The organism is Planomonospora sp. ID67723 (genome assembly GCF_015711605.1).
GTDB lineage: Bacteria > Actinomycetota > Actinomycetes > Streptosporangiales > Streptosporangiaceae > Planomonospora_A.
On record NZ_JABTEZ010000003.1, the window covers coordinates 1,001,833 to 1,016,930 of the forward strand.

The 15,098-nt window shown below is 71.3% G+C and carries 20 protein-coding genes; 12 read left to right on the forward strand and 8 right to left on the reverse strand.

The genetic code is table 11. The annotated features are described in order from the left end of the window. Positions 1-50: 50 nt before the first annotated feature. Positions 51-845, reverse strand: a complete 795-nt coding sequence (locus HS041_RS26060) for a PaaX domain-containing protein, C- domain protein (RefSeq protein WP_196443415.1) — start codon at positions 843-845, stop codon at positions 51-53. Between the two features lie 113 nt (positions 846-958). Between HS041_RS26060 and HS041_RS26065 the strand changes: the two genes are divergently transcribed. Next, on the forward strand, positions 959-2,710 hold the full coding sequence (locus tag HS041_RS26065; protein ID WP_196443416.1) for an acyl-CoA dehydrogenase family protein: 1,752 nt from the start codon (positions 959-961) through the stop codon (positions 2,708-2,710). Here the strand turns inward: HS041_RS26065 and HS041_RS26070 are convergent. After that, positions 2,700-2,849: a hypothetical protein gene (locus tag HS041_RS26070; protein WP_196443417.1), complete on the reverse strand. Its 150-nt coding sequence runs from the start codon at positions 2,847-2,849 to the stop codon at positions 2,700-2,702. The two genes, HS041_RS26065 and HS041_RS26070, sit on opposite strands and share 11 nt — an antisense overlap. Beyond that, positions 2,834-3,079 carry a hypothetical protein gene (locus HS041_RS26075; RefSeq protein ID WP_196443418.1) on the reverse strand — a complete coding sequence of 82 codons (246 nt, stop codon included), beginning with the start codon at positions 3,077-3,079 and terminating at the stop codon, positions 2,834-2,836. Before HS041_RS26075 ends, HS041_RS26070 begins: the two co-directional genes overlap by 16 nt. Before the next feature lie 110 nt (positions 3,080-3,189). Between HS041_RS26075 and HS041_RS26080 the strand changes: the two genes are divergently transcribed. Next, on the forward strand, positions 3,190-3,426 hold the full coding sequence (locus HS041_RS26080; RefSeq protein ID WP_196443419.1) for a hypothetical protein: 237 nt from the start codon (positions 3,190-3,192) through the stop codon (positions 3,424-3,426). Positions 3,427-3,588: 162 nt separating this feature from the next. Here HS041_RS26080 and HS041_RS26085 read toward each other — a convergent pair whose 3' ends face one another. Together HS041_RS26085 and HS041_RS40485 are read right to left on the reverse strand one after the other, a co-directional pair. Then, a complete protein-coding gene (locus tag HS041_RS26085) occupies positions 3,589-4,005 on the reverse strand; it encodes a DUF4259 domain-containing protein (protein WP_196443420.1) in 417 nt (138 codons plus the stop codon). Positions 4,006-4,059: 54 nt separating this feature from the next. Then, positions 4,060-4,224, reverse strand: a complete 165-nt coding sequence (locus HS041_RS40485; RefSeq protein ID WP_196443563.1) for a cold-shock protein — start codon at positions 4,222-4,224, stop codon at positions 4,060-4,062. Between HS041_RS40485 and HS041_RS38670 the strand changes: the two genes are divergently transcribed. Together HS041_RS38670 and HS041_RS26095 are read left to right on the forward strand one after the other, a co-directional pair. Then, positions 4,163-4,315: a hypothetical protein gene (locus tag HS041_RS38670; protein ID WP_230879608.1), complete on the forward strand. Its 153-nt coding sequence runs from the start codon at positions 4,163-4,165 to the stop codon at positions 4,313-4,315. The two genes, HS041_RS40485 and HS041_RS38670, sit on opposite strands and share 62 nt — an antisense overlap. A 166-nt stretch (positions 4,316-4,481) precedes the next feature. Next, a complete protein-coding gene (locus tag HS041_RS26095) occupies positions 4,482-5,798 on the forward strand; it encodes an ATP-grasp domain-containing protein (protein ID WP_196443421.1) in 1,317 nt (438 codons plus the stop codon). A 27-nt stretch (positions 5,799-5,825) separates the two neighbouring features. Here HS041_RS26095 and HS041_RS26100 read toward each other — a convergent pair whose 3' ends face one another. Continuing rightward, positions 5,826-6,335, reverse strand: coding sequence for a GbsR/MarR family transcriptional regulator (locus tag HS041_RS26100; protein ID WP_196443422.1), 510 nt, complete (start codon positions 6,333-6,335; stop codon positions 5,826-5,828). A 124-nt stretch (positions 6,336-6,459) separates the two neighbouring features. Here HS041_RS26100 and HS041_RS26105 point away from each other — a divergent pair, with 124 nt between their 5' ends. From HS041_RS26105 to HS041_RS39470, 3 genes are read left to right on the forward strand one after another with little or no spacing between them, the layout of a single operon-like run. Further along, entirely contained in the window at positions 6,460-6,912 is a 453-nt protein-coding gene (locus tag HS041_RS26105; RefSeq protein WP_230879784.1) for an SDR family NAD(P)-dependent oxidoreductase, read from the forward strand. A gap of 12 nt (positions 6,913-6,924) precedes the next feature. Then, entirely contained in the window at positions 6,925-7,131 is a 207-nt protein-coding gene (locus HS041_RS26110) for a hypothetical protein (protein WP_196443423.1), read from the forward strand. A gap of 39 nt (positions 7,132-7,170) precedes the next feature. Beyond that, the gene (locus HS041_RS39470) at positions 7,171-7,302 is read left to right on the forward strand and encodes a hypothetical protein (protein ID WP_255530056.1); all 132 of its coding nucleotides are present in this window, start codon (positions 7,171-7,173) and stop codon (positions 7,300-7,302) included. A gap of 292 nt (positions 7,303-7,594) precedes the next feature. On the opposite strand, the gene HS041_RS26115 is transcribed toward HS041_RS39470, so the two are convergent. Then, positions 7,595-8,761 carry an ArsB/NhaD family transporter gene (locus tag HS041_RS26115; RefSeq protein ID WP_307845472.1) on the reverse strand — a complete coding sequence of 389 codons (1,167 nt, stop codon included), beginning with the start codon at positions 8,759-8,761 and terminating at the stop codon, positions 7,595-7,597. A gap of 102 nt (positions 8,762-8,863) precedes the next feature. Further along, positions 8,864-9,100, reverse strand: coding sequence for a CBS domain-containing protein (locus HS041_RS26120; RefSeq protein WP_196443424.1), 237 nt, complete (start codon positions 9,098-9,100; stop codon positions 8,864-8,866). On the opposite strand from HS041_RS26120, the gene HS041_RS26125 reads away from it, so the two are divergent. From HS041_RS26125 to HS041_RS26145, 5 genes are all read left to right on the forward strand, one after another. After that, on the forward strand, positions 9,083-9,727 hold the full coding sequence (locus HS041_RS26125) for an ATP-binding cassette domain-containing protein (protein WP_196443425.1): 645 nt from the start codon (positions 9,083-9,085) through the stop codon (positions 9,725-9,727). The two genes, HS041_RS26120 and HS041_RS26125, sit on opposite strands and share 18 nt — an antisense overlap. Next, a complete protein-coding gene (locus HS041_RS26130; RefSeq protein WP_196443426.1) occupies positions 9,720-10,499 on the forward strand; it encodes an ABC transporter permease in 780 nt (259 codons plus the stop codon). Before HS041_RS26125 ends, HS041_RS26130 begins: the two co-directional genes overlap by 8 nt. A gap of 233 nt (positions 10,500-10,732) precedes the next feature. After that, on the forward strand, positions 10,733-10,912 hold the full coding sequence (locus tag HS041_RS26135; protein ID WP_196443427.1) for a YegP family protein: 180 nt from the start codon (positions 10,733-10,735) through the stop codon (positions 10,910-10,912). A gap of 254 nt (positions 10,913-11,166) precedes the next feature. Next, positions 11,167-14,046 carry a PAS domain-containing sensor histidine kinase gene (locus tag HS041_RS26140; RefSeq protein ID WP_196443428.1) on the forward strand — a complete coding sequence of 960 codons (2,880 nt, stop codon included), beginning with the start codon at positions 11,167-11,169 and terminating at the stop codon, positions 14,044-14,046. 166 nt (positions 14,047-14,212) lie between these two features. Then, entirely contained in the window at positions 14,213-15,088 is an 876-nt protein-coding gene (locus tag HS041_RS26145; protein WP_196443429.1) for a bile acid:sodium symporter family protein, read from the forward strand. Positions 15,089-15,098: the final 10 nt, after the last annotated feature.

Here is a 15,098-nt window from a genome sequence, read left to right on the forward strand (position 1 = left end):
TCCCGGGAGGGCGGCACCGGTCGGGGCGGCCTCCGACGAGCGGTGATCCGCTATAGGCGATCGCGCAGGAGGGCGCCGAACTCGGTCTCGAACAGGTCGTAGCGGTGGCGCAGGCCGGCTCCCGGCCAGTCGCCGGGCAGGAGGCCGGGCGGGAGCAGGGGGTCGGTGAGCAGGTGCCGAAGGATCGCGGCGGCCAGGACGAACCGGTCGGCCACCGGGATCGCCGCGTCGAACTCATCGCGCAGCGCGCGCGCCCGGTCCGCCCATGCGGGAAGGTCCCACAACGACGCCGCCAGGGCGGCCGGGTCGCCCTCCGGTACGGCCCGCAGGAACGTGCACTGCCCGGTGACGAGGGCGGGCCCGACCTCTCCGGCGAGCTCCGAACCCGCGGCGGCAGGGCCGGGCGCGTCTCCGCCCGGAGAGTCCCGGACCAGGTTGTCGGGACGCATCCACACGCCCTCGCGGATCTCGGCCATGCGCGACGCCGCCATGGCGTCGCGGAACGCGGCGCGTTCGGCGGCCGGCCGCCGCTCGGCGGTGACGATCGCGACCTCCCACGAGCCGTCCCAGTCACGGGTGACGGGTGAGCGGCTGGCGTCCTGGCGTGCCTGGCGTTCCCGCAGGCGCTCGCTGAGCCGGTAGTCGCCGCCCTCCTGAACGAGGTCGCCCGCCGCCACCATGCGCGAGAGCGCCACCCGGACCGTGCCCTCGGAGATGCCGAACAGTTCGCCCGCGCGCACCAGGTGGCGGGCCTTCAGATGGGGCGGGTGGGTGCCCAGCAGCGTGCTGAGGACGACCGAGCGCGCGGTCAGCGGCCGGAGGCCCGGAGAGTCTTCGTTCTTCATCGGCAGCCCAGAGCTTAGAGCCGGCGGGGCGACCGCGCCCGCGAGGGGGTGTCGGTGCGATCCTCTTCCATTACATCTTTTCATCGCATGTCGGAAAAACGTAATATCAAGCCATGGCTTCCTACCTCGTCGAGCCGGTCGACCGGCTGCCCTTCGGCACCCCGGACAAGTCCCGGCGCTACGCCACCGAGCGCTATCCGGGCGCGGCCGGGCTGAACTGGTACGGCTCCGACCCCACGCTGCACTTCCTGATGCGCCGCCACCTCGGTGCCGGGGGTCTGGAGTGGGCCGCCCCGCACCTGGAACGGGCCGGCGCGCTGATGGCCGGACCGATCCTGGCCTGCGCCGAGGAGACCGACCGCAACCCGCCCCGCCTGGAGCGTTACGACCGCTGGGGCCGCGACGTCAGCCGGATCGTCATGCCGCCGTCCTTCGAGGCGGCCCGCAGCGAGCTGGTCGCGCGGAGCTTCACCCGGCCGGAGTTCGCCAGGGAGGCCGAGGAGGCCGGGGCCGACCCGGCGGCCATGGCCGCGGCCTGGCACTACCTGCTCTACCAGGCCGACATCGGCATGGGCTGCGCGCTCGGCACCGGCGGTGACATGGTCGTGCTGATGGCCGAGGCGTTCGCACCCGAGGACGTCAAGGAGCGGGTCCGGGAGATCTTCGCCGACGGCATGTTCTCCGGCGAGGCCGCGCAGATGTTCACCGAGCGGGCCGGAGGCTCCGACCTCGGCGCGCTGGAGTCCACCGCCACCCCCGACGGCGACGCCTGGCGGCTCGACGGCTTCAAGTGGTTCGCCTCCAACGCCAACGGCTCGGCCTTCGTCGTGCTCGCCAAGCCCGAGGGCGCCGCGGACGGCGTGCGCGGCGTCTCGCCCTTCCTGGTGCTGCGCGAGCGCCGCGACGGGAGCCACAACGGCATCCGGATCCGCCGGCTCAAGGACAAGCTCGGCACGCGCTCCGTCGCCTCGGCGGAGGTCGAGTTCGCCGGCGCCGAGGCGTTCCTGCTCGCCCCGGACCCGCGCGGCACCGGCGACGGCAAGGGCCTGGCCCGGATGATGACGCTCACCAACGGCGCCCGCCTCGCCATCGCCATGATGGGCCTGGGCTGCGCCCGCCGCGCGCTGGTGGAGGCGATCTGCTACGCCCGGAGCCGTGAGGCCTTCGGCGCCGCGCTCATCGACCAGCCGCTCATGCGCCGCAAGCTCGCCGAGCTGATCGTCGAGGTCGAGGCCGCCCAGGCGCTGGTCTTCGACGGCACGCTCAACCCCGGCCTGCGCCTGGCCCCCGCCCTGGCCAAGCTCCGCGCCGCCCGGCTCGGCGTCACCGCGGCCAGCGACGCGATCGAGGTCCACGGGGGCAACGGCTACATCGAGCAGTGGCCGGTCGCCCGCATCCTGCGCGACGCCCAGGTCAACACGATCTGGGAGGGCGGCGACAACATCCTGTGCCTGGACGTACGGCGGGCGATGCTGAAGGAGGCCGCCCACGAGCCGTTCCTGGACCGGCTGGCGGAGGCCGTACGGCAGGCGCCGCCCGGTGACGAGGCCACCGTCTCGCTGGTCCGCAGCCGGATCGAGGACCTGCGAAAGGCGATCACCGCCTGGTCGGGCCTCGACCCGGTCGCGGCCGAGGCCCGGCTGTTCGCACTGGCCCGGTTCATGTGCGACGTCTACGCCGCCGCCCTGCTGCTGGAGCAGGCCGGCTGGGAGCGGCGCGAGCTGGGCGCCGACCGCAAGGCCCTGGTGGCCCGGCTGTACGCCGACGCCCACCTCGCCGACCATGGCCCGCTGCGAGGGATCGACCGCCCGGCCGAGGAGCTGACCCGCTTCGACGACCTCCTGGCGGGTGCCCTCACCTTCTAGTTTCGATCGCGGCGGCGCGGCGGCGCAGGTGCTCGCGGTAGGGGTCGACCAGGGTGGGCCGGTATTGCGGGACACGCTGGAGACGCTGTGGTTCGGGGATGCGGGCGTGGCGTTTGACGGTGTTCAGGGACAGATCCAAGCGACGAGCGCATTCAGCACGTGGCGGGCATCGATGGGGACATCGGTCAGGCTGCGCTGGTGACAGCCGTGCATGCGCGTCGTCGGGGCCTCGCAGTCCGGACAGGCCACCGGCCCGTCCGGGATGCGCGCCCGCACCCGGATCCGCTCGCCCTCATCGATCACGTCCTCCACGACCAGCGGCGACAACCTCGAAAACACCGTGCTCACGAGTTCGTCGACATCATGCATGACTTACCGTGACACGCAAGGGCGTTCCGTCACCACCGAATCTGCGACAGCGCCCCGCGGCGGGGCACTGGGCGTTCTTCGAGTGCTGGAACGAGCCTGCGATGCGCTGCGTGCCCGGAAAGGGAAACTACGAGTCCATCTCTGACGGTGCTCCGCTGGTGCGGTTGGTGCGTCTCCCGGCGGACGACTTCGACAGCGGTCTCGTCCCGAGCCTCTACGGCAAGGTCCTGCGCTGGGGACCCGGATGGTGGATCCGCCATCCGGGCGCGAACGGGTCGGCGGAGACGCTCGCGATCGCCGCGCAGCTGCGGGCCGTCGAGGCCGATCCCGGATCCGGGCTTCGCTGAGATCGGTGCTTACGCAGGGTAGCGGCCTCTGGTGAGCTTTACTACAAGATCGCCAGGAGTCTGGTCCGTTCCTGGTCCGTCAGAGCGGAAGCGTGTCCCCAGCGGTCGTGCCGGGTCATCCACGGTGGGATACACAGCGTGACGATCGGGCGTGCGGCCTGTCTACTTTGGCCGAGTGAGCGCGTCCCGGACCGGGGCCAGGGCCGCCATAGCCTCGGGGAAGGCATCCGACTCCTCCCACAATTGCCGCCATTCGGAATCCTCCGTGCACACCCGATCCAGGGCGTGGAGTGCGAGGGGCACCAGGTCGTCGGGGATCTCGACGCCGTCACCTTCCAGCAGGAAGTCCGGCGCGTACGGTGAGGTGATCGGCGGCCCGCCCCGCTGGGTGGCGACGATCGCCGCCGCCGCGATTGCCTCGCAGGCAAGATCGCTGTCCAGGTAGCCCGCCTGGCCCGCGACGGCCGCCAATGTCTGCCGGATCCGCGCCGGGCGCTTTTCGGTCGGTGCGTCGTGCAGATCACCGCACCAGTCAGCGGCGGTGTCGTTGTCGAACGGTCCCACATCCCATGTACCCATGACAGGAGTCCTATCGGATCCCACCGACAGGCCGGGAGGGCGTCGCAGAGAGTGTCACAGCGTGCGGACATCGACCGCGATGAAGTCGAAGCCGTCCTGCTTGCGTTCACACACGTCGAACTCGACGGTGTCACCGGGATGGAGTTCGTGGCGGCCGGTGGTGACGATCTCACTGAAGTGCGCGAAGGCGTCCCGCCCTGCGGGCAGGCCGGAGGAGATCGTGCTCCAGCCCTGCTCGGCTTTTCAGAACCTCATGGTCCCGAGTGTCATCCTGCACATTGCCAGACGGGTCGCGGGCGAGCGGCAGTGAGGCTGCGACTCGTCCGGCCCATGCGCGGTGGGCCTCCGTGGGTATGGGCGCGGACCGGTCGTCGTCGTGGCCGGGCCTGTCGGCTCCCAGCACCCGTGTCCGGGGCGTGCCAGGTGAGCGGATACCCAGGTGAGATCAGTACACGGAGCTCATATCCTCATGGACCATGACCGTGGGCTTCCTGTTCTGTGCCGATCCGCTCCTGACCCGACGGGTCGACCCGCACTTCGAGCCGGAGGCGCTGGCCGTACGAGACAGGGGCGGACGCCTGGCGCTGATCGATCACGATGCGCTGGTGGCCGGCCGGGCCGGGGAGGCGGTGGCGCGGGTGCCGGACGGGTTCGGCCCGGTCTGGTATCGCGGCTGGATGCTCCGCTCCGCGCAGTACGCGGCGCTGGAGAAGGCGCTACGGGCCAAGGGCTGCCGCCTGCTCACCGGCGCCGGCGGCTACCGCCGTGCCCACGAGCTGCCCGGCTGGCTGCACTGCTTCTGGGAGCTGACGCCGCGAACGGCCGTGGTGCCGATGGCGCCGGGCGAACGTGCGCCGCGCGGGCAGCGGCTGGCCCGGCTGGCGGGCGGGCTGGGAGAGACGGGCTTCGTGGTCAAGGACTACGTCAAGTCACGCAAGCACGAGTGGCTGCAAGCGTGTTACGCGCCCGACCTGGACACGCTGGAGCGAGTGGTGGCCCGGTTCGTCGAGCTGCAGGGCGAGGACCTGACCGGTGGCCTGGTGATCCGACAGTTCGAGCACTTCACCGGGGCGCAGGTGCGGGTGTGGTGGGTGGACGGGGAGGCGGTGTTCGCCGGGCCGCACCCCGACGGCCCCGACGACGTCGTCGAGCAGCCCGAGATCGTGGACGATGTGCGCGAGGCGGTTCAAAACCTCGGCATCCGGTTCGTCACAACCGATCTCGCACGGCGGGCCGACGGGGCCTGGCGGGTCATCGAGGTGGGCGACGGGCAGGTGAGCGACTGGCCGTCTGCGGCCGACCCCGGGGTGCTGGCCGACGCGCTGCTCGTTGCCAAGGGGTACGGCTTCCGTGTGAGTAAATACGATCCTGCGCTCCGTGACGAGCAGGGTGTGTTCCTCGGCGACGACTGGACGGCGATCAGCGAAGTCGGCGAGGTCTTCGGCGGGGTGGTGCTGACGCGGGAACGGTACGAGGCGGTGGAGGACGCATACCTGCAGGCGGTGGCGCTGCTGGCCGGTGAATCCGGGGTGGAGCGGCTGACCGTCCGGCAGCCGGAGGGCGCCGCCCTGCCCGAAGGGAAGAATCTCGCGCTGGAGGAAGCACTGGAGGTCGTGCGCGCCATGCTCAGGGAGGGGACGTGGTGCAGGTTGGAGGACGGTAACCGGTTCCACGTCTACGCCGGATATGACTACTACCTGCACGTGGCGTCTTCCGAACCGTGTGGTGAGGCCGTTGGGCGGATTCACCGGTTGGGCCTGTTCGTCGAGGACGAGCCTGCCTGGGGCCCGTGAACCGCGCGGGCCCGGGAGCCCGACCGGTCACGGGCGGCCGTCCAGCGGTCCGGAAGCCGCCGACCCGGGGGCGGGACCACCGGTCCCGCCGGCCCTTTCCTCATCCCACCGGTCGAGGAGCTTGGGGAACTCCCGTGCCATGAAGGCGTACATGTCGCGCATGTGCTCGAGCCGGGCACGGGCGGTGGGATGGTCGCCCACCGCGCTGAGCCCTTGCTCGGCCAGTGCGGCGAAGGCGGTGAATTCGGTCATCTTCGTCCGGAACGCACGCCCGAAGACGTCTTCGGCCAGCCGGTAGTGATCCCGGCGTGCCCGCGGAGGGCGGTAGCGCTCGACGAGCCCGCCTCGCTCCAGTTGGTGCAGAGCCACGCTCATGCTGCTCTTGGCCACCCCGAGCCTCTCGCACAGCCCGGGGGCGTCGGCGGCTTCACCGGTTTCGGCGAGCAGGCACCCCATCACCCGGGCGGCGGTGCGGCTGAGGCCCAGCCGCTCGAAGTGCAGCCCGGCACTCTCCACGAATTCCTCAACGTCCGCCATGAAGGCATCTTAGTTTGTTCGGAACGTTCCGAACGCTTAGGATTTCCGCATACCTCGCCCCGAACCCCTCACCATCGCCATCACCGGTGCCAACTCCGGCATCGGCCTGCGAGCCGCGCAGCGGCTGGCCGCGCACGGCCATCGGATCCTGGTCCTGTGCCGCGACCCGCACCGGGGCCGCACCGCTCTGGAGACGATCAACGCCGGTGTCGCCCACCCCGCCACCCTCGTCATAACCGACCTGGCGGACCCCGAGTCCATCGACGCGGCGGCCGGCCGGATCTCCGGTGAGGTCGGCCATCTCGACGTCCTGATCAACAACGCCGCGGTGTTCGACCAGACGATGCGCGCGCCCGCGTTCACCGCATCCGGCCACGAGCTGTTCTGGGCGACCAACCACCTCGGCTCCTTCCAGCTCACCGCCCGCCTCAGCCCGCTGCTCGCCGTCGCGCCCAGCCCTCGGCTGATCAACGTCGCGAGCAAGGGGCTGATCACCATGCCCCGCATCGCGATCCGCTTCGACCACCTCGACGATCCCGGCTGGTACAGCCCGACCAAGGCCTACTACCACGCCTAACTGGCCCAGATCATGGCCACCTACTCGCTGGCCCTGCGGGCGCGCGGCGCGCTGGACGTCGCCTGTGTCCGCGTGCCCGCCGTACGGCTCGACGCCGACCGCCTTGCCACCCTGCCGTGGATCCTGCGGGCTCTGTACGCGCCCAAGAACCGGCTCGCGATCCCCGCCGAACGCCTGGGCGAGACCTACGCGGCTCTGGCCATCCGTACCGGCACCTAGCAGGAGCACGCCGATCCCGCATCCCCGGGCAGATCCGCGTTGCGCGGCGTCTACCTGGACGAGAACCTCCGGCCGGTCGACGCCCCCGCCTCCGCCTACGACACACAGGCACGGGAACGGCTGTGGGCAGTCTCCCAGGAGGCCACCGGTGAACCGTCCTGGGCCTGGTGAAGTGCCGGGCACTGCAAGGAACACGTTTGCCCGCCGGAAGTCGGCGGCGTGGGGCCGTGGGGCGAGCCCACCCCGCGGCGGTGTCCGGCGCTGTCTTCCCCCCTCGCCGCCGCCGCGGCTGCCGGCCCGATCCGCAGGGCGGATCGCGCGGTCGCGCGCCTCAGGCGGTACCGCGCGCTGGCCTCTCGGGCGGGCCAGGCGCGCGGTGGTCTACCGCTGCCGGTCCCTGCTGGTCGCGACTTCGGGCCGGCTCTCATGATTCACAGGACAGGCCTCAGGCCAGGTAGCGCAGTCACAGGTACGGCGCAGCCAGTGCCACCGTGACCACCGTGACGATCAGGCCGTACTTGGTGAACTGCCAGAAGCTGATCGGTGTGCGGTTGCGGGCCGCGATGCCCAGCACGACCACGTTGGCCGCGGCGCCGACCGCGGTGGCGTTGCCGCCCAGGTCGGCGCCGAAGGCCAGCGCCCACCACAGCACCTGGGCGTGGTCGTTGCCGCCGTTGGCCTGCACGAGCTGCTCGACGATCGGGCTCATGGTCGCCACGTACGGGATGTTGTCGACGATGGCCGACAAACCGGCCGAAGCCCACAGCAGTCCCATGGTCGTCAGCTCCAGCTGACCTGCGGTGGCGCCGACCGCGACCTGCGACAGCTGCCCGATGACGCCGGTCTCGACCAGGGCGCCGACCATGACGAACAGGCCGGCGAAGAACACCAGCGTGGGCCACTCCACCTCGGCGATCGCCTGCTCGGTCGTCACCTTCGTGGCGGCCACCAGGATCCCGGCACCCAGGATCGCCACCACCGACGGCTCGTAGTGCAGCGCCGGGTGCAGCACGAAGGCGGCCATCACCAGCGCGAGCACGGCCAGGCTCTGCCACAGCAGCCGCCGGTCGGCGATCGCCTCGCGCTCGTCCAACGCCATGATCTGCACCGCCCGCTCGGGGTCGTAGCGGAAGGAGCGGCCGAACATGAACCAGCACAACCCGACGAACACGATCATGAGCACGACGACCAAGGGCGCCATGTGGACGAGGAAGTCGTTGAAGCTCAGCCCGCCCCGGCTGGCGATGATGATGTTGGGTGGGCCGCCGACCAGGGTGGCGGCCCCGCCGATGTTGGAGGCCATCGCCTCGGCGATGAGGAACGGCGCGGCCGGCAGCGCCAGCCGCTCGCACACCAGGAATGTCACCGGTGCGATCAGCAGCACGGTGGTGACGTTGTCCAGCAGCGCCGACGCGACCGCGGTGATGAGCACCAGCAGGACCATCAGCCGAAACGGCCGCCCCCGGGCCTTCTTGGCGGCCCAGATCGCCAGGTACTCGAAAAGACCGGTCTCCTTGAGCACCCCGACGATGACCATCATGCCCAGCAGCAGGAAGACGACGTTCCAGCCGATGCCGGCGTGCTCGGAGAAGAACGCCGCCTCCGCATCCGTGGCGTGGATGAGCAACATGATGCCGGCGCCGCCGAGGGCGGCGGCGACCCGGTGGATCTTCTCGGTGGCGATGCGCGTACGCGCCCAGGAACACCGCCACCGACACCCAGGCGAGCACGCTCATGCGGCAAGCACTCGCTCCAGCAGCGCCTGCAGCGTGACCGCCCCGGCCAGCCAGCCCCGCTCCACCACAGCGACCAGCGGGCTGTGCGTGCGGGCCATCAGCGCCGCCAGCTCCAGCACGGTGGCGTCCGGGTCGGTGATTGGCAGCTCACGCGGCCGGGGCGGCAGGCAGTCACGCACCGTCCGGCCGCTCAGAGCGCGCAGGAAACCGTCGGCGTGCGCTTCGTCCACCACCCGGGCCAGGGCCGGATCATCCTGGCAGTAGGCGGCCCAGGCGGCCAGGCCGTCGATGAGGTCATCGACCGCCTGGCGCTCACTCCCTATGCCGACCGCCGCGCCCGAGCCCTGTCCATGGGCAACCTGCAGCGCCTGGCCCTGGCCAAAGCCCTCATCCACGCCCCCGACCTGCTCGTGCTGGACGAGGCGGTCAACGGCCTCGACCCGGCGGGCGTCGTGGAGATCCGCACCCTGCTGGCCGGCCTGGCCTGCGATCACGGCGTCACCGTGTTCCTGTCCAGCCACCTGCTGGCCGAGGTCGCCCGCCTGGCCACCCGAATCGGCATCATCCACCGCGGCCGTCTCCGTCAGGAGATCGGCGCCGACAGGCTGGAGGCGCACCTGCACCGCCGGTTGCATGTGAGCACCCGCGACGACGTCGGCGCCCGCGCCGTCCTGGCCGCGGCCGGATTCACCAGCGCCGACGCGGACCAGATCACCCTCACCGCCGCCCTCGCGATCGAACGCCCCGACGAGATCGCCACCCTGCTGGTGCGGGCCGGGCATCCGCCCACCCGGCTGCTGGTGGAGACCGAAGACCTGGAAACCTACTTCCTGCGCGTGGTGGGAGCCGGCGATGCGTGAAGCGCTCTGGGCGGAACTGCTCAAACTGCGGCGCAGCCGCCTGCCCTGGCTGACCATGCTCGCCTTCACCATCGCCGCTGCTGTGTGCGGGCTGTTCATGTTCATCCTGACCGACCCGGCCCGCGCCCGCTCCCTCGGCCTGATCGGTGACAAGGCACAGCTCAGCGGAGCCGACGCCGACTGGTCCGGCTACCTGGCCCTGCTGGCCCAGGCGGTCGGCGTGGGCGGCCTGCTGATCTACGGGATGATCGCCATCTGGCTGTTCGGCCGCGAGTTCAGCGACCACACCGCCAAAGACCTGCTGGCCCTGCCCACCTCCCGCACCGCTGTCGTCGCCGCCAAGTTCACCGTCGCGGGAATCTGGGCGGTGCTGCTGGCCGTCTGGACCGTACTGCTCGGCCTGCTCATCGGCGCGCTGCTGGAGCTGCCCGGCGCCTTGGCTCAGACGCTGGCCGCCGGGGTCGTACGGATTCTTCTGGTCGCGGTGATGGCAGTCACGCTCACCACCCCGTTCGCGCTGGCCGCCAGCCTCGGGCGCGGTTACCTGGCCGCGGTCGCCGTCATGTTCGCCGTCGTGTTCTGCACCCAGATCATCGCCGCCCTCGGCTACGGCGCCTACTTCCCCTGGTCCGTCCCCGGGCTGTACGCCGACATCGCCGGACCCGATCAGAATCCGCCCGGCCTCCTCGGATACCTGCTGGTGGCGGCGGTCGGCATCGCCGGAGCGCTCACCACGGCGGCCTGGTGGCAGCGGGCCGACCACAACCGCTGACCGCCCCTACCGCAGCCGCAGCAGCTGAGCACGTCTTGGCGCCTGCGCGGCGAAGTGCGAATCGGAGAGCGGCCGCGGAGGAGTCCGGGAGCACGGCCGCCAGGTGACCGGCGTCCCATGCCGCGACCGCGTCCGTCCCGTCACCGAACGCGTCGCCTCCCAGGCATAGGCGCGGCCCTCCCGGGAACGGGCATGCGCAACCATTCGGTCAACTTCCGGCAAGGAGATCTCTCATGGCAGCGCGATACGTGGTGAAGAAGACCTCGGCGGGATTCCGCTTCAACCTGGTGGCCGGCAACGGCGAGATCATCGCGACCAGTGAGTCGTACACGACCAAGGCCGGAGCGCTGAAAGGCATCGAGGCCGTGAGGACCAATGCCGACGCGCCGGTCGACGACCGGACCGGCAGCTGAGTCCGCACCCGGACCGGGGCCTCACCGGCCCTGTCCGCCGCCGGGCGCCGTACCGGCTCGCCGGTACGGCGCCCGGGATGAGGGCAAAGCCCAGGGGGTCGGCCGCCGCCGCCGTCGCCGATTGCCTAACGTGGTGTTAGAGGTCCTGGCCGAGCAGGCGCGGGCGGTCTCGGGGGAGATGTGCCGTGGAAGCGACGGAGCGTGGTCGTGTTTCGGAGGAGGGGCGGGGTACCGGCCCTTCTGACGCATCCGCGGTGCCGGCACTGGATCTGCTGGCCGGGCTGACGGCCCGCCTGCTCGACGCACCGGCCGCGCTGGTGTCCGTGGCCGATTCCGAACGGCAGGTCGTGGTCAGCGCGGTCGGGCCGGCCGGACCGAAGATGAGGCGGGCGCCGCTGTCACCTCCCTTGTGCGAGCGCGTCGCGGTCGCCGGCGGACCGGTCGTGGTGCGCGACACCCATGCCGACGGGCGGCTGGGAGACGACAGGGCCGTCGGGACGCTGGAGGCGCTCGCCTGCGCCGGGTTTCCGCTGCACGGGCCCGACGGGCAGGTGCTCGGGGCTCTGTGCGCGATCGACACCGAGCCGCACGACTGGGATCGTGCGCGCCTGGAACTGGTCGGCGACCTCGCCCGGCTCGCGGAGGACGAGATCGCCTCGTGGCCGGCCCACCGGGAGGCGCTCCGGTTGTGGACGGTCCTCGAGCGCGCCCCCGACGCGTTCATCTCCGTCGACGCGGCGGGGATGGTGAGCGCCTGGAACGCCGCGGCCGAGCAGCTGTTCGGCTGGACCCGGAACGAGGCCGTCGGCCGGTCCCCGGGTGAGCTGATCGTCCCACCGCGGCTGCGGCGCCGCTACCAGGAGGAGCTGGGCCGGGTGCGTGAGCGGGGCGCCCCGGCGGCGTCCGGGCACCGGGTGGAGCTGACGGTCGTGGACCGGAGCGGCCGGGAGTTCCCCGTCGAGGCGGCGCTGCAGGTCGACGTCGAACACGACGAGCCGGTCGTGCACGCCTTCCTGCACGACATCAGCGAGCGTCACGCCGACAGGCGGGAGCTGGAAGAGAAGCAGGTGTTCCTGCAGGCGTTGCTGGACAGTCTGGACACCGGGGTGGTCGCCTGCGACAGCGAGGGGCGCCTGGCGCTGTTCAACCGGGCGCTGCGTGACATTCACGGCGTGCCCGAAAAGCCGGTGGACGTGGACGCCTGGGCCGGCGACTACCATCTGTTCGCCCCGGACGGAGAGACCAGGCTGTCCGCCGAACAGGTGCCGCTGGCGCGGGCGTTCGCCGGAGAGCACGTCGACGGCCAGCAGATCATGGTCTGCGCGCCCGGCAGGACGCCGCGCCGGTTCGTGGTCAACAGCCGCCCGATCGACACTCCCGACGGGCACCGCCTGGGCGCGGTGGCCGCCATGCACGACATCACCGACCACCACCGTGCCGAGGTGCTGCGCACCGCCCAGCACGCCGTCGCCCAGGCGCTGGCCGAGGCGAACTCCAGCGAGCAGGCGGCCACCGACGTGGTCGCCGCGGTCGGCGGCGTGCTGGGCTGGTGCTGCGGCGAGTACTGGCAGGTCACCGCAGACGAAGCCGCCATCACCCGCATCGGTTTCTGGAGCAGGCCCGACCGGGACCTGTCGGCCTTCGCGGGAGAACAGAGAGCGCTGCTCCCCGACCAGGGGCTTCCGGGGATGGTGCGGGCCGGCCGCCGTGCGCTGTGGATCTCCGACCTGCCCACCGATCCCCGTGATTTCCCGCGCAAGCCGGAGGCGCTGCAGGCGGGTCTGCACGCGGCCATCGGCCTTCCCGTGTCCAGCGGCCGGCAGGTACTGGGCGTGCTGCTCTTCTTCTCCGAGTCCGCCGAGGCGCCCGACGACGACCTGCTCGACCTGCTCGACGGGATCTGCGCCCACGCGGGCCGTTACATGGAGCGCCGCCGCGCCGAGGAGCTCGCCCTGGCCCTGGCCGCCACCCGCCGGCAGTTCGACCAGGTCATCGCGCAGCTCAACGACAACGTGTGGACCGCGGAGGTCATGCCTGACGGCAGGGCGCGCCCGGTGTACGTCAGCTCCCAGGGCGCCGGTGTGCTCGGCGGGCGGGTGTCCACCGACACCGAGGGCGACATGATCAAGATCATCGCTCGTTATCTGCACCCCGACGACCGGGACGTCTTCGCCGGCTTCTGCGCCGAGCTCGCCTCCGGCAGCCCGGCGCAGCTCGAATACCGCCTCATCGGCGTGGACGGCGTCACCCGCTGGATCTGGACCCGCGGAATGCCCCGCCGCGAGGGCGAGCGGTTGTTCGTCGACGGGATCTCCACCGACGTCACCGAGCGCCATCGGCTGGCCGAGGAGCGCGAGCGCCTGCTGGCCCAGGAGCAGCGGCAGGTGCGCCAGCTGAAGGAACTCGACCGGATGAAGGACGAGTTGGTCGCCGTGGTCAGCCACGAGCTGCGCTCACCGATCGGAGCCATCCGCGGCTACGCGGAGATGCTCTTGGACGATCCCGAGCTGACCGGCGAGCACCGCGCGTTCACCGACGTCATCGACCGCAAGAGCGCCCACCTGCAGAGTCTGGTCGACGACCTGCTGGATCTGGCGCGGCTCGACGCCGGGGGCGTCGCCATCGAGCCACGTCCGGTGTCGCTGACCCGGCTCGTGAGCCAGAGCGTGGACGACCATCGGCCCTCCGCCGAAGCCAAGCAGATCACCGTCACCTCCGAGCTGGACCGTCACCTGCGCGTGCACGCCGATCCGGTACGGCTGCGCCAGGTGCTGGACAACCTGCTGTCGAACGCCGTGAAGTACACCCCGGCCGGTGGCGCCGTCACCGTCGCCGCCCGCCACACCGACTGCGACGACGAGCGCCCGGACCGGGACGTCACGGTCACCCTCACCGTCGCCGACACCGGAATCGGCATCCCCCCGGAGCAGTACCCGCAGTTGTTCTCCCGGTTCTTCCGCGCCTCCACCGCCCACGAGTCCGGGATCAAGGGCACCGGTCTGGGCCTGGCGATCACCCGGGCGATCGTCACCGCGCACGGCGGCACCATCACCGCAGCCCCGCGACCCGGCGGCGGCACGATCTTCACCATGTGCCTGCCGGTCAATCCCCCGCCGGAGGAAGACGCCGGGTGACGCGCGGTCCCCGGCGAACGCGCCGACGGGAGCGGCGGCCCCGGCGACCGAAGGGAGACCGGCCTGCTCGTGCATCGGATCGGCAACAGAGCGCCGGCGGGCTATGGACAGCGCGGACTCCGGAAGGGGATTCTGTCGGCCAACCTCCCAGCGGTAAGGATCGCCCGTGGACTCCGCTCTGACCAGTGTCTTCTTGCCCGCCGCCCTCGCCGTCATCATGTTCGGCCTCGGACTGGGGCTGACCGTCGCGGACTTCCGCCGCGTGGTCGTCTACCCGAAGGCCGCCTTCCTCGCCCTCCTCTGCCAGATCGTCGTGCTGCCGCTGATCTGCTTCGGGCTCGTGCGCGCCTTCGGACCGGCACCCGGCCTCGCCGTCGGCATGATGCTGTTGGCCGCCTCGCCGGGCGGCACCAGCGCCAACCTCTACAGCCACCTGTTCGGCGGCGACGTCGCGCTCAACGTGACCCTGACCGCGATCAACTCCGTCCTCGCCGTCTTCACGCTGCCGCTGGTCACCAACCTGGCCATCGCCCACTTCCAGGGCGGGGGCGGTCAGGTGGGCCTGCAGTTCGACAAGACCGCGCAGGTCTTCCTGATCGTCCTGATCCCCGTCGCGATCGGCATGGCGGTCAGGGCCAGGTCCGCGGGCTTCGCCACCCGGATGGAGAAGCCCGTCAAGATCCTGTCCGCGGTGATCCTGCTGGCCGTGATCATCGGGGCGATCGTCAAGGAGGCGGGGAACCTCGGCGGCTACATCGCCTCGGTCGGGCTGATCACTCTGCTGTTCAGCGTGCTCAGCCTCACCGTCGGCTACTGGGTGCCCCGCCTGGCCGGGGTGGGGGCGCGCCAGGCCATCGCCTCCTGCATGGAGATCGGCATCCACAACAGCACCCTGGCGATCACCGTGGCCATCAGCCTGCTGGGCAGCACCGAGACCGCCATCCCGGCGGCTGTCTACGGCGTGCTGATGTTCTTCACCGCGGCCGCCGCAGGAGTGCTCCTGCGGCGGCGCGCGGCACAGGAGGTCGAAGCGCCTGTCTGATCGCGTCCCG